This window comes from Burkholderia sp. BE12, from assembly GCF_002959955.1.
Taxonomy (GTDB): Bacteria; Pseudomonadota; Gammaproteobacteria; order Burkholderiales; family Burkholderiaceae; genus Burkholderia.
The window spans coordinates 148,652-160,905 of the sequence record NZ_PREY01000005.1; the positions used below are offsets into that span (position 1 = coordinate 148,652).

A 12,254-nucleotide genomic window follows, 5' to 3' on the forward strand; every position below is an offset into this window, starting at 1 on the left:
ATCGGGCGAGCGCCCGCAATGGCGTGAGTGTGAAGCGACGTGCCGGGTACGAACGGATGCGATGGCTGGCCAGGCGTCGATGCGCGCGCGGATGCGCCCCTTGGCTGAGGCACGCTTGCGCTCACCGGGCTTACGCCCGCAGCCACATGAAATTGCCCGAGGCGATGCCCTCGAACATTTCGTCGGGCGATTCGAGGATGTTGTTTTGCCAGTAGCGGCCGTGTTCGGCGTAGTGCGAGAACAGATCGGCGAGATAATCGCCGGTGATCGTCGGGCCTATCGGCAGATGGACGAGCAGCACGACGTTGCCCGTATCGGATTCGAGGCACAGTTGCGCCTGATCCTGCGCGTAGACGAGCAGGTTGGCCTCGAGCATGAGCCGGAAAACGACGAGCGAGCGGCCGGGCGTGACGGCGCCGTAATGAAAGCTGACATAGACCGAATCGGGGTCGGTCTCGTGGTGGTCGAGATGGACGTCGAACCCTTCGATCTCGAGCGTTTGCGTCTCGACGACATACTCGGCGTCGGGCAGCCCGACCACCGCGCAAACCTCGTGAATCAACTCGACGAAACGTTCCCTGCTCATGGGCGGCAATCTCCGGCGAAAATAGGGCGGCCCGCTTGCAAAAAAGCGGGGGCACGTAGCCGGAAAGCCAGGCTTTCCGCTTTCGTGCCCCTCGCGCGAACGGACCGCGGCAACGCGAGTGGCTTACTGGCCCTTCGCGGCGTCGGCGATGTTCTTCGCGCCGTTGTTGCCGACGGACGCGAGCGCCGACGTTTCCTGCTGCTGCATGTTGATCTGCATGGCGGCCATCGTCATGGCGTTGTTCTGGTTGGCCATGGCTTGCATCTGGCCGACCATGTCGGCGTTTTGCGAACCGGCTTGCGAGACGCCCGAGCTTCCGATCGATGAAGACATGATGTATTCCCCTTATCAAGAAAGTGATGGAAAAAGCACTGCTGTGGGTTGACGCCTGATGCTTCGGTAAAAGGCCCTTGGCCGTGGTGGCCGCCGGTCCGGACCGGCTGACGCGCAGCCGGATGCTGCAACTGCAAACTGTTCAACCGTCTTCCGTATCGCCGCGGATGCCGTCAAAGCGCCGCGCCACGGGCGCTGTGGCGCTCCTGCAGCGTGAGCACGATGCGGCGCGCCGCGATCATCCCGCGATAGAGCTTTTGCAGATCGAGCCGCTCGCGCTCGTCGGCCGCGGACTGCGTGGCCGTACTGATCCGGCGCGCGGTTTCATCGAAGGCCGCCGCGATGCGCGCGACCCGTTGCGCGCCGTCGGGCGCCGAGAGCGTGGCATCGAGCGCGTTCAAATCCTGCGCGATGGGAAGCAATGCGTCGTACATGTCGGTTCCTTTGGTGGTCGAGGTCAATTGTTTGCTTCGTCCCTGCTGCTCGCGAACAGATGCTTCGTGCCGTCGGGCGTCTCGATGTAACGCAGCCCGCCCGTGGCGATCACCGCCGTGTACTCGACATCGGGCGTGAGCGCCTGCGCCTCCTTGACATCGACGTCGACGCGCTTGACGTTGTCGCCGAGGTCAGCCCTGATACCTGCTATCAGCGTGCGGAAGGTCGTCATCGACTGCACGCTGCCGCTCACGCGGAAGATGCCGTGGCCTTGGTAACTCACTGCCGCGCCCGTGCTGGCGAGCGACTGCTGGATGTTGTCCACGTCTTGTTGCGCGACGTCGTATTCGCGCCGCACCTTGCCGCGCGCGAGGCTGTCCATGATCCGCTGCGCCTTCGCGCTTTCGTCGGTGCTCGTCACGATGCCGCGCACCGCCACACTGTTCGTGCGTGCCATTGCCTGCAGATCGCCGAGGCCTTCGCGGTGCAGGGCCTCCTGCAACTGCCGTGCGAGCGCGTCGGCGTCGAACCTCACGCTCGCCGCTTCGCTCGACTGCGTGCCCGCGAACATCACACCGGCCACGGCGATGCCGCCGATCGCAGCGGTGCAGGCGAGCGCCAGCACGGCCGTGCGCCAGCGCACCTTGGGCGAAGCGGCCGGCGCATGGTCGGCGCCGGCTTCGTCCGCATGGGCCGGGCCCCGATCCGGCGCGCCTCTTTCCGCGTCAGCCCCCGTCGCGGTGTCGGCGTCAGGCGGCTCGGCCGTCTTCCAGAGGCCCGCCAGCAAATCGAGATCGCGCGGCCAGACTTCGCCATCGGGGCCCACGCACAACACGACATCGCCGAACGGCACGGCCACGAAGTCCGCCACGAGCACCTCGTCGCCGTTCGCCGAGCGGATCCGCGCCACACCGTCCTCGCCCACGCAAAGCTCGATGTCCTCGACCGTCCAGTCGCTGATGCAGACATCCGCGTGCTCGGTGGCGCCGATCCGGTAGGCGCCGCTCGTGAGCCGGACCTGGGCTCCGGCGTGGGTGCCGGTCAGTACTCGAAGCGCTTTCATGATCGTGGTATCCGTGTATCCGACGTGTGTCATGCGGTTGCGGTTGCTCTTGCTGGTCGTCGCTCCGGCGTTTCGCTGCTTCGCGCATCGGGCCGCCAGGCCTTGACCGTCGAAATCAGTTTAGGGTTTTGCCGTTGGCGCAGCCGGCGCCATGCGAACTTCGAACGTCTTATCCGAAGCGCCGGCCGTGGGCTTGGCCGCCTCTTGCCGCGCGGCGCCGGTTTGACCACCGATCGCGCCGCCCGTCGCGCCGCCCGTGACGGCGGCACCGGCTGGTGCCCCGCTGGCCGGCAGCGCGGCTTGCGTGTCGAGAATGCGTTGCTTCACTGCCGCGATCGATTGATCGTCGTACGAGTATTCGATGCCCGCGCTCTGGCGCGCGAGCGTGTTGTCGAGCGATACGCCGAGAAGCCCCGCCACCGCGGCGGCCTTGCCCGGGGTCGCGGCGCTTTGCATCAGTGCCGCATGGCGGTGCGCGTGAAGCCGGGCGGCATTGCGCCGGAGCGCCATCGGCGAGCGCATGGCGAGCAGCATCGGCACCGCCAGCAAGGGCCCCAGCTCGATCTGCGCGGCAAGCCGCAGCACCTCCTTCGCGCACGTCGCCGCGAGCTCGGCCGGCAAGTCCGGCGCACCGAGCCTTTGCCTCGCGAGCAGTTGCATCGTGGCCGCGAGCGGCTGGCTGCGCGCGGCGGCCTTGGCCCGGCCCGCCTTGCCGATCGCGAACTTGCGCGGTTTGTCGCGGCCTTCGCCGGACTGACGGCCGTCGCGCTCAGGCTGCCCGTCGCGCGGCGCACGCTGCTGCGGCTGCCCCTGCTCTTCGCCTTGCTGATTCGAGCCGCGATCGTGCCCATGGCCGTTGCGATGCTGTTGCTGCCCGTCGCCGTGTTGCCGATCGCGCTCGCGCTTTTGCTGCTGCCCCTGCTCGTGCTTGCGTTCGCGCTCGTGCGGGTGTTCGTGCTCGTGCTCGTGCCTGGGCTCGAGCGCGTGCGGGTCGTCCGGTCGTTCGTGAGCTGATGCGTCTTTGCCTTGCGTCTTCGCCGAGCCCCCCGGCCGCGGCCGTTGGCCGAGCTGGCGCATCAGCTTTTGCGCGGAAGGGGCCGGCGGCTTGTGCATGCCTTCGGCAAAACGCTTGCCGCGGTAGAAAGCGGCGGCGAGCATCTTGTTGTGCTGCATGCGCACGCGCTGCATTTTCGTGTGCTGCACCTTCGCGCCCGTGAAGCCGCGCGCCTGGGTCATCTGCCCCGTGTGCTCGGCGCCGGCCTGCGCCTGCTGCGCGAGATCGGCGGCGTGGTGGCCGTGGTTGTTGCGGATCGGCGAATTCACGACGGCACCGCGAGCGTGATGATCTGATTGGCGAAGCGCAGGATCGCGGCGGCGCCCCAGGCGCCGATCATGAGCACGGTGGCCACGACGGCCACGAGCTTCACCGCGTACGAGATGCTTTGGTCCTGCATCGACGTGATGGCCTGCACGAACGAAATCGCGAGGCCGGAGAGCGCGGCGACGGCCACCACCGGCATCGAGACGGACAGGCAGAGCAGCAGGCCCTGCGAGGTGATGCGAACGAGCGTATCGGTTTCCATGGTGCGCCTCAGCGATAGGTCATGACAAGACCGTGAATCAATGTGGACCAGCCGCTCATGACGACGAACAAGAGCAGCTTGAACGGAATCGCGACGTTCGTCGGCTGGACCTGATTCAGGCCCATCGCCATCAGCACGTTGGCGATGACGAGATCGACGACGATGAATGCGATGTACAGCAGAAAGCCGATCTTGAAGGCGTCGGCCATCTCGGTCAGCGTGAAGGCCGGGGCGAGGACGATGAGGTCGTCCTCACGGATCTTCGCCGCCATGTCCTTCGGCCATACCACGGTTGCCGAGCGCACGAAGAACCGCTTTTCGCGCTCGTGCGCGTGCTTCTTCAGAAAGGCGCGAAACGGCTCCTTTGCCGCATCGAAGGCATCGAGCACGACGAGCGACGTGTCGCCGCCGGGGGTACGGTGCATCGTCTGCATGGTTTGCATGGCCTGCATGCCGATCGGCGCCATCACGTAAGCGGAGACGAGGACCGCGATGCCGTTGAGCACCATGTTCGGCGGCACCTGCTGCACGCCCAGCGCGTTGCGCAACAGCCCGAGCACGACCACGATCTTCGCGTACGAGGTCGCGACCATGGCGACGAACGGGATCAGGCTGATCGCGACGACGGTGATCAGCAGCCCGGTGAGATCGCTAAACTGAACCATGGCCGCGCGACAGCTGAACGAGACGCACACCGAGATGATCGCCGACGCTCACGAGTTCGCCGAAGCCGATCGTCTGCCCATAGGTGACGAGCCGCACGCGCGCATCGGGCAGCGCGGTGGGAAGCTCGAGCACATAGCCCGCGCGCAGCGCCGAGAGCTGCGCGACCGGCATCGAAACCGTGTCGATCTCCAGCTTCAGCGGCAGGTCCAGCTGGCTGATTTCGACGGGCGTGTCGATCGAATCGGTAAGCGGCGCGTTGAACTGCGTCTCGTGGCTCATGGTGGGGTCCTCGCTCAAGGTCATCAGGTGGTGGGTGACGTCTGCCACGGCGCGCAGCTGCCGCGTCCCGTAGCGGCCCCAGACGACTTGCATCGGGGCGGACGACCGCTCGCTCGTGAAGAGCGCGCGGGTGGCTTCGGGTACGGCACGCAAGATGACGTCGCCCGCGCGCAGCGAATCGAGCGTCGTCACGTTCATCGTTTTCTCGCCGATCTGCAGCCGGCCCGGTACGGCGATCTCGCTGACGTGGGTGGCGAACGGCGTGCATTGCCGGGCCACGAGCGTTTCGAGCGCGTCGAGCCAGCCGCTGTCGATGTGCTCGATAACCGCATCGAAGCGGGTATCGCCGACGCGCAGCGAGAGCGCGCAGCAAGGCGCGCTCAGCGGCTGACGCGCGGCACGTTCGAGCGAGACGACTTCCACGCCGTCGAAGCCGAGCGCTTGCAGCGCGCGCCGCAGCGGATCGAGCAGGATGGCGCACACGGCATGGCGCAAGCGCTCGTTGACGGGCTCGTCCGACGCGACGACGCTCGCGAGCCCCGTGTGCTGTCCGACGTCGATGCGTACCGAGGCCGTCTCCATGCCCCAGCGCACGCGCACGACGGCGGCGCGCTCCGGCTCGACGAAATCGTGCGCACCGACGCTGAAGGCGGAGACGCCGAGTGCGTGAGCGAGCAGTGCGCTCAGGCGCGCGTCGACGGCGAGCCGATGCTGGCGCGCGGTGGCGGCCGCAAGCGCGGGCAGCCGCGCGGGATCGAGCAAGACGGCCGCCGCCGGCGCTTGGGCGCCCGCCGCAACGTGGTCCGTCAGTAGCGTTCGTGTGGTGTCCATATTGGTTTTACGTGACGATGATCTCGACGCTGCGCGCGCCGTCGAAGCGGTTTTGCATCACTTCTTCGAGGCTGGCGCGCAACGTCGCTGCATGTTGTGAGATTAGTTCGCGCGAGCGTGCGTCCGTGGTGTCGAAGCGAAGCGTCAATTGGAAATGCGAAAGCGCGAGGCTCAACGTGCAGCCTGGCAGCAGCGCGGGATCGACGGGAATCGTGATCTGCCAGTCGCCGCTTTCGAACACGATCGGATTGGCGCAGAAGTCCGACACCTCGGCGACGATCGAATCGACGAACCGGTTCATGTCCTGGCCCGTGCGCGCCGGTGCCCGCACGGCGACCACGGCGTGCGGGCCGCCTGCTCCGGGGCGCTGCGGCCCGCGCGCGGCTTGTACGCGCGGCGTGTCCGGCGCAGCCGTCGATGGCCGGGCGTTGGGCGGCCTCGGCGGTGAAAGCGGCGCCGCGCCGCGCGCCGGCATCGGCGTCGGCGCAGGCATCGTCGAATAGGCCGGCACATGCATGAGCGCATGCATGGCCGAATGCACCGGTACGCGCATCGTCGAATGCATGGGCGGATGAATCGTCGCAGGTACCGGAGCCGGCACCTGCGCTGCCGATGGAGCGTGCGCGGCAGCGTCATCGCGTTCGTCGCCGGAGCCGGCCTGTGCGTCGTCGTCGCGCTCGCCGCTGCCGGCATCGTCGCGATGTTCGTCCGCGGCGAACCCGGCGACCGGGTAGAGCGGGGCGGCTTGCTCGGCGAAGGGAGGCGCGGCCGGTGCGGCGCATGGCTGCTCGTCGCCGGGCGTTTCCGAGGCGCCGGCGCGCACGCCTTCGCGCAGGCGCTGAAAAAGGGCGGCCTGGCGGCTCAACTGCGCGGCCGGCATCTCGGGTGCGGGATCGGTGTGCGTGGCCGGCGCCGCGATGACGCGGGCGCGATGAGGGGCGGAGGAGTGCATGGCGCGGCTCGCCCGATCACATCGCCAGGCGGCCGACGGGCTGGAGATCGACATACGCGCCGAGCTCCTGGTACGAATACACGGGCAGCCAGGGCAGCGGTGCCTCGATCATGCGCTTGATGTAGCGCCGGATATCCATCGAGGCGACGAGCGCCAGCGGCTGGCGCGGCGTATCGCCGACGATGTCGGCGATCTTGCCGACGAGCTGGGCGATTTCGTCGGGCGGCAGCGCGAGGAAGTTGCCCGTGGGGGTCTGTTTGATCGACTGCCGGATGTGCTGCTCGACCTGAACGTCGACGAGTACGACGGGCAAATCCCGCACGCCGCCCGTCGCGCGATAGGCGATGAGCCGGCCGAGCTCCATGCGGATGTATTCGGTCAACATCAGCATGTCCTTCTCCTTCGGTCCCCAGACGATCAGGCTTTCGGTGATGCTGCGGATATTGCGCACGGGCACGCCTTCCTCCAGCAGCCGGCGCAGCACGTCCGCCATCTTCTGCAGCGGCAGTGCCTTTTGTACCTCCGCGACGAGTCCAGGGTAGTCCTCGTTGAGCTGATCGAGCATCCACTGTGCTTCCTGAATGCCGAGAAAGAGATGAGCATTGCGCCGCAGCAGGTCGATCGTGTGGCGTGCAATCAATGCTTCCGGTGTCGCGGCGGCGGCAGGCGCGTCCGCGGCGCCGCCGTCGGCCGCCGCGTGTACCGCGCGCGTTTCGGCGAGCGTGGTGCGTCCTTGCGGCACGTCGAAGATGAGCACTTCGTAACTGTCTTCGGGCAGTGTGCCGTCGGACCACATCATGATGCCGGGGAACGGCAGGCCGACTTCCGATTGCAGCGCATGGCGCTGTGCGTCGAACGCACGGTCAAGGGCATCGGCCGCGAGACGCGCGCTGACATCGGCTGCGAGGCGCACGCCGAGCGGGCAGGTGAACTGCGGCGGGCGTGGCAGGATCGACGGCGCGTCGCCCTTGGCACCGGCGCGCTGCAGTGCCCCTACGGGCTTGCCGGCGCCTTTGGCCGGACCGTCCTGCTTTTTCTGCAGACGGTAGCCGACGAAGCCGAGCAGCCCGGCGAGCAGCGCGAAGAGCGCCGCCGGAAAACCGGGCACGGCGGCGAAGCCGAGGAGCAGCAGCGCGGCGAAGTACAGCGCGCGCGAGCTGCTCGTGAACTGGCGCCTGATGTCTTCGCCGAGGGAGGAATTTCCATGGTCGCCGCCTTCGTCCACGCGCGTAATCATGACGCCCGCGGCCACCGAGATCAGCAGCGAGGGAATCTGCGAGACCATGGCGTCGCCGATCGAGAGGACCGAGAAGCGGTTGGCCGCCTCGCCGGCCGACATGCCGTGATAGGCGACGCCCACGGCGATGCCCGCGACGATGTTGATCATCGTGATCATGAGGCCGGCGATCGCATCGCCTTTCACGAACTTCATCGCGCCGTCCATGCCGCCATGCAATTGGCTTTCGATGGCGAGCCTCGCGCGTTTCCTGCGGGCCTCGTCCGGCGTCAGGATGTTCGCGCGCAAGTCGGCGTCGATGCTCATCTGTTTGCCGGGCAGCGCATCGAGCGTGAAACGGGCCCCCACTTCGGCGACGCGCTCCGAGCCCTTGGCGATCACGATGAACTGCACGACGGAGATGATGACGAACACGACGAGGCCGACGACGAGATTGCCGCCCACGACGAGCTGGCCGAAGCTTTCGATGATTTCGCCGGCATCGGCATGCAGCAGGATCGACTTCGTCGACGCGATATTCAGCGAGAGCCGGAAAAGCGTCGTGAAGAGCAGCACGGACGGGAACGCCGAGAGCGTGGCGATATGGCCCACGTACATCGTCACCATGAGTAGCGTGATGCTGATCATGATGTTGATCGCGAGCAGCCCGTCGATGATGGCGGGGGGCAGCGGCAGGATCATCAGCGAGACGATCGCGATCAGCAGGACGGCGATGCCGGCCTCGCCGATGCCGGGCAGTTTCATGGTCTTGAACATGTCCACTACTCCGTGGTGGCGGTTTGAGGCGCGAGGCCGTCCACCCAGCGAAGAATCGCGGCGACGACTTCGAACAGTTCTTCGGGAATCGGCTGATTGAGCGGCACCTTGTGCAGCATGCGCGCGACGGGCGGGTTCGCGACGATGGGCACGCGCGCGTGCATCGCCTGCTGGCGCAGCCGCAGCGCCTGCTCGTCGAGGCCCTTGGCGAGGACGACGGGCAGCGGAAACTCCGCCGGGTCGTAGCGCAGCGCGACCGCGTAGTGAACCGGGTTGACCACGACGACGTTCGCGCGCGCGACACCGCCTTTCGGGCCTTCCTGCGACATCTCCCTGGCCATGCGCTTGCGCTCGCCCTTGAGTTCGGGGTTGCCTTCGCTCTCCTTGTGCTCGCGCTTCACCTCGTCTTTCGACATCCGGTTCTTGCGGATGAAGAGCCACTTCTGCAGCTTGTAGTCGAACGCGCCAATGACGACGAACACGCCGAGCGCGACCGCGACCACATGCATGAGCACGGACCACAGCACGCCAATCAACTGCGGTACCGACTGATCGAGCGCGCTCGCCACCACGGGCATCGCGCTTTTGATCGTCTGCCACATGACGGCGGCGAGAACCGCGGCCTTGCCGACCATCTTCGCGAGGTCGATGGCCGAGTTCATCGAGAAGATGCGCTGAAAGCCGGAGCCGGGGCTGACCGACGCAAGCTTCGGCATGACGGCTTTCAGCGAAAACTTGAGCCCCGTCTGGGGGGCGAGCGCGATGATGGCGGCGACGAGCGCAACGGCCGCGATCCCGCACAGCAGGCCGAGCGCCTGCAGGCCGATATGAACGAGGACGGTCCAGAGGTCCTGCAACTCGCGCTCGCCGTGGGTGAAATCGACCGCCTCCTTGACGATCGCGCGCAGCGTATCGGCCAGGTAATGCTGGCCCGCCGTCAGCACGAGCACGATCGAGCCGAGCGACGCGACTTCGACGAGGTCGGAGCTCTTCGCGACCTGGCCTTCCTCGCGGACTTTGTCCAGCTTCTTGTCTGTGGGCTCTTCGGTTTTCTCGTCGCTCATGACCGCTGTCCTTCGCTTGTCTCAGGCGCGCACCCGGGATGGGGCGGCCCGATGCAACGTTAGCGGCGCCGCGGTATCCGGCGCGATGGCGATGCGAAGCAAGGACGAGGGCTGCGAAGCGAGGCGGCGCGACGGCGCGTCGCTCGGGCGCAGGCCGCATGAGCAAAGGCAACCCGCGTGGCGGCGGGCACGAGCGCAGACGTTCGCGGCAGCGGCACCGACCGGCGCCCATCGCATGCGGCGCTTCGCAATTCGTTGTGCGACTTCGTGCCCGGCAGGTGGCGCGCCCATCGCGTTGCGTAACTTAGCGTCAACGGAAGGCCACGCCTCATCGGGTGTGGCCCATCGGATCGAATCTGATTTCCTTGGGGGAAAGGATGGACGTTCTGAAGGATCGGCCGCAGTGCCCATCGGGAGTCGTCGGCGCGATCGTCGACCTGGTCAGGGTGGCAATGGCCCGCGCGGGCACGCCGGAGCAAGTCGATATCGACGATCTCGAGCACCTCGTCGAAGTACTGCATCTGCTGCGCCCGGATTCCGCCGAATTCGCGTTTTTCGACGGCTGGCTGCATATGGTGCGCGAGGAATGGAGCGAGGCCGAACGGCTCTTTCGCAATCTGGTCGAGCGCTCGGTCTGCCTGCCGGCCAGCAAGGGAATGTTGCTGCAGTGCCTGAAGGCCCGCCAGGAGTTCGGTTGGCAGGAGGAGGCCCGACACCTGCTGGAGGAAGGCGGCAACGAAGAGGTCGAGCGGCTCGCGAAGGTTCTGCTTGCGAGCGAGGAGCTGAAGCAGGCGGTCGCGACCGCGAAGCGCACGGGCCGCTTCGTTGCGCCGGATTCCGCGCTCGCGTTCGAGAACGGAGCGCATGCCGAAGACGGCGAAGCGGTCGCGACGCCGTCGTCCTCATCCAGCGACATGCTGCTGACGATGCAGTACATGCGCGTCTGAGCCTGTTGCCCCTACCAGGAGAAACGAAATGAGCATCACGACTGCATCGCAACTCCAGTACGAACTGGCGCGCGTCACCGGCACGACGCCCGCGGCGCCGAATGCGGACGCGGTATCGCAGCCGCTCGTCGACAAATTCCAGGCGATGATGGCTTCGGAGCGCCAGCATGCGGCAGCCGTCCACCCGACCGAGCGCGCGGACCTCGTGACGAAAGCAGTCGAGGAGCAGGCGGACTATTACCGGCAAGTGCCGAACGACGTGCTCTATATGACTCAGCACATGAGCGCGCTGTCGATGGAGCGCCTTGCCGCCGCCGACATGACCATCCAGCTCGAGATCGCAAGCCTGAATGCCGATCTGCAGGTGAAGATGGCAACCGTGCAGTCGTCGAAGGACGCCGTGCAGACGCTCATGAAGAACCAGTGACTTGACGTCCTCGTCTCCCTAAAGGGAGAGGATTCCCACACCTGGCGATGCACGTCCGCATCGGAGAATGTTCAACGCAGCGTTGGTATCTCGATCATGCTCGACACCGCAGTCACTACAGGCCCATTCTCTTACTCGCAGTCCCGCGATACCTTTCGGCCGCGTCGTGCTGTCTTTCGATCCGCACGCCGAACAGGACTGGGTAGAACCGCTTTCGTCGACTTCCTCAAACGTGACTCCGTGCGCGATCGCTTTGTAGCGGAGCTTGTTTCGGAAGGACGACCAGGATGCGTCGTAGACGCTCTTCGCCATCCTGGTTCTGGCGAGCTTTGCGGCCGACACGTTGCCGACCGCGATGTAATCGAAACGCCGCACCAGATCGAGCGCGAGCTTGTGTTGGAAATCGGCACGCGCATTCGCGACCTTGGCGTGCAGCTTCGCGATATGTCGCTTGTGCTTTCGCGCTCTTTGAGCTTTCGCGAGCTTGTCGGCCGCACGTCGGCCGAACTGGTCATTCGCCAGCTTCTCGCCGGTCGAAAGTGTGGCGAAGTCTTTCAGACCGAGATCGATGCCAACACCAGAACGGATCGCTCGAGCCTGAACATCGGACACCTCGATCGCGATGTTGAGGAACCAGTTGCCCCGCGCATCCTGCGCGAAACTGGTTCCGTCCTTGATCTTGCCTTCGGGAAGCGGGCGGCTGTTGAACACGCGAAACGTGTTGCCGGCAAAACGAAACGCGTCGCCCTCGCGCTTCAGGTCCCGCCCTTTCAGTGGCACCCAGCCGAGCGATTTCCTCCCGCGATAACGCAGATAAGGACGCCGGCGCTGACTGTGCGACTTCGCATATTGCTCGCACGTGGCGTTGACTGTGCCGGAGTGAATGCCAAGTTCCTTGCTGCTGCCAGTTGTCAGTACGTTCAGGTCGAAACCCGTCGGCCATTTCTTGCCCCATTTGAGCGCATGCTTCTGCGTGTCGTTGCAGAAGTTCCAGACGTAGTTCACCGCGCGGCTCTGCTTGTTAAGCAGTCCGTTGAGCGATTTCACCCGGTAGCGGTAGACAAGGATCATGTCGGTGATCCTAACCCGTGGAAG

At 66.0% G+C, this 12,254-nt stretch carries 15 protein-coding genes; 3 read left to right on the forward strand and 12 right to left on the reverse strand.

Annotated elements, in window-relative coordinates; all coding sequences use genetic code 11:
- Nucleotides 1-130: 130 nt before the first annotated feature.
- From C4B30_RS07350 to C4B30_RS07370, 5 genes are all read right to left on the reverse strand, one after another.
- Entirely contained in the window at nucleotides 131-586 is a 456-nt protein-coding gene (locus C4B30_RS07350; protein WP_027782680.1) for a molecular chaperone Tir, read from the reverse strand.
- A 123-nt stretch (nucleotides 587-709) separates the two neighbouring features.
- On the reverse strand, nucleotides 710-919 hold the full coding sequence (locus C4B30_RS07355) for a hypothetical protein (RefSeq protein ID WP_006765597.1): 210 nt from the start codon (nucleotides 917-919) through the stop codon (nucleotides 710-712).
- 173 nt (nucleotides 920-1,092) lie between these two features.
- Nucleotides 1,093-1,353, reverse strand: a complete 261-nt coding sequence (locus C4B30_RS07360) for a hypothetical protein (RefSeq protein WP_011660757.1) — start codon at nucleotides 1,351-1,353, stop codon at nucleotides 1,093-1,095.
- A 23-nt stretch (nucleotides 1,354-1,376) separates the two neighbouring features.
- Nucleotides 1,377-2,417, reverse strand: coding sequence for an HrpD5 family protein (gene hrpD5 / locus C4B30_RS07365; RefSeq protein WP_230469077.1), 1,041 nt, complete (start codon nucleotides 2,415-2,417; stop codon nucleotides 1,377-1,379).
- 120 nt (nucleotides 2,418-2,537) lie between these two features.
- Nucleotides 2,538-3,590, reverse strand: coding sequence for a helicase (locus tag C4B30_RS07370; protein ID WP_234015409.1), 1,053 nt, complete (start codon nucleotides 3,588-3,590; stop codon nucleotides 2,538-2,540).
- On the opposite strand from C4B30_RS07370, the gene C4B30_RS35815 reads away from it, so the two are divergent.
- Nucleotides 3,582-3,767, forward strand: a complete 186-nt coding sequence (locus C4B30_RS35815) for a hypothetical protein (protein ID WP_234015410.1) — start codon at nucleotides 3,582-3,584, stop codon at nucleotides 3,765-3,767. The two genes, C4B30_RS07370 and C4B30_RS35815, sit on opposite strands and share 9 nt — an antisense overlap.
- Here the strand turns inward: C4B30_RS35815 and sctS are convergent.
- From sctS to sctU, 6 genes are read right to left on the reverse strand one after another with little or no spacing between them, the layout of a single operon-like run.
- The gene (sctS, locus tag C4B30_RS07375) at nucleotides 3,737-4,000 is read right to left on the reverse strand and encodes a type III secretion system export apparatus subunit SctS (RefSeq protein WP_027782683.1); all 264 of its coding nucleotides are present in this window, start codon (nucleotides 3,998-4,000) and stop codon (nucleotides 3,737-3,739) included. The genes C4B30_RS35815 and sctS overlap by 31 nt on opposite strands.
- Nucleotides 4,001-4,008: 8 nt before the next feature.
- Entirely contained in the window at nucleotides 4,009-4,665 is a 657-nt protein-coding gene (gene sctR, locus C4B30_RS07380; RefSeq protein ID WP_089501517.1) for a type III secretion system export apparatus subunit SctR, read from the reverse strand.
- On the reverse strand, nucleotides 4,652-5,776 hold the full coding sequence (gene sctQ, locus C4B30_RS07385) for a type III secretion system cytoplasmic ring protein SctQ (RefSeq protein WP_105132231.1): 1,125 nt from the start codon (nucleotides 5,774-5,776) through the stop codon (nucleotides 4,652-4,654). Before sctQ ends, sctR begins: the two co-directional genes overlap by 14 nt.
- A gap of 7 nt (nucleotides 5,777-5,783) precedes the next feature.
- Nucleotides 5,784-6,782 carry a type III secretion system protein SctP gene (gene sctP / locus C4B30_RS07390; protein ID WP_234015411.1) on the reverse strand — a complete coding sequence of 333 codons (999 nt, stop codon included), beginning with the start codon at nucleotides 6,780-6,782 and terminating at the stop codon, nucleotides 5,784-5,786.
- A complete protein-coding gene (locus C4B30_RS07395) occupies nucleotides 6,745-8,721 on the reverse strand; it encodes an FHIPEP family type III secretion protein (RefSeq protein ID WP_027782687.1) in 1,977 nt (658 codons plus the stop codon). The genes sctP and C4B30_RS07395 overlap by 38 nt, the downstream gene beginning before the upstream one ends.
- Nucleotides 8,722-8,726: 5 nt before the next feature.
- The gene (gene sctU, locus C4B30_RS07400; RefSeq protein ID WP_027782688.1) at nucleotides 8,727-9,785 is read right to left on the reverse strand and encodes a type III secretion system export apparatus subunit SctU; all 1,059 of its coding nucleotides are present in this window, start codon (nucleotides 9,783-9,785) and stop codon (nucleotides 8,727-8,729) included.
- 377 nt (nucleotides 9,786-10,162) lie between these two features.
- Here sctU and C4B30_RS07405 point away from each other — a divergent pair, with 377 nt between their 5' ends.
- Together C4B30_RS07405 and C4B30_RS07410 are read left to right on the forward strand one after the other, a co-directional pair.
- Nucleotides 10,163-10,732, forward strand: a complete 570-nt coding sequence (locus tag C4B30_RS07405) for an HrpB1 family type III secretion system apparatus protein (RefSeq protein ID WP_105132233.1) — start codon at nucleotides 10,163-10,165, stop codon at nucleotides 10,730-10,732.
- Between the two features lie 28 nt (nucleotides 10,733-10,760).
- Entirely contained in the window at nucleotides 10,761-11,159 is a 399-nt protein-coding gene (locus C4B30_RS07410) for a serine kinase (protein ID WP_027782690.1), read from the forward strand.
- 18 nt (nucleotides 11,160-11,177) lie between these two features.
- Here C4B30_RS07410 and C4B30_RS07415 read toward each other — a convergent pair whose 3' ends face one another.
- Nucleotides 11,178-12,230, reverse strand: coding sequence for an RNA-guided endonuclease InsQ/TnpB family protein (locus C4B30_RS07415; protein WP_105132234.1), 1,053 nt, complete (start codon nucleotides 12,228-12,230; stop codon nucleotides 11,178-11,180).
- Nucleotides 12,231-12,254: the final 24 nt, after the last annotated feature.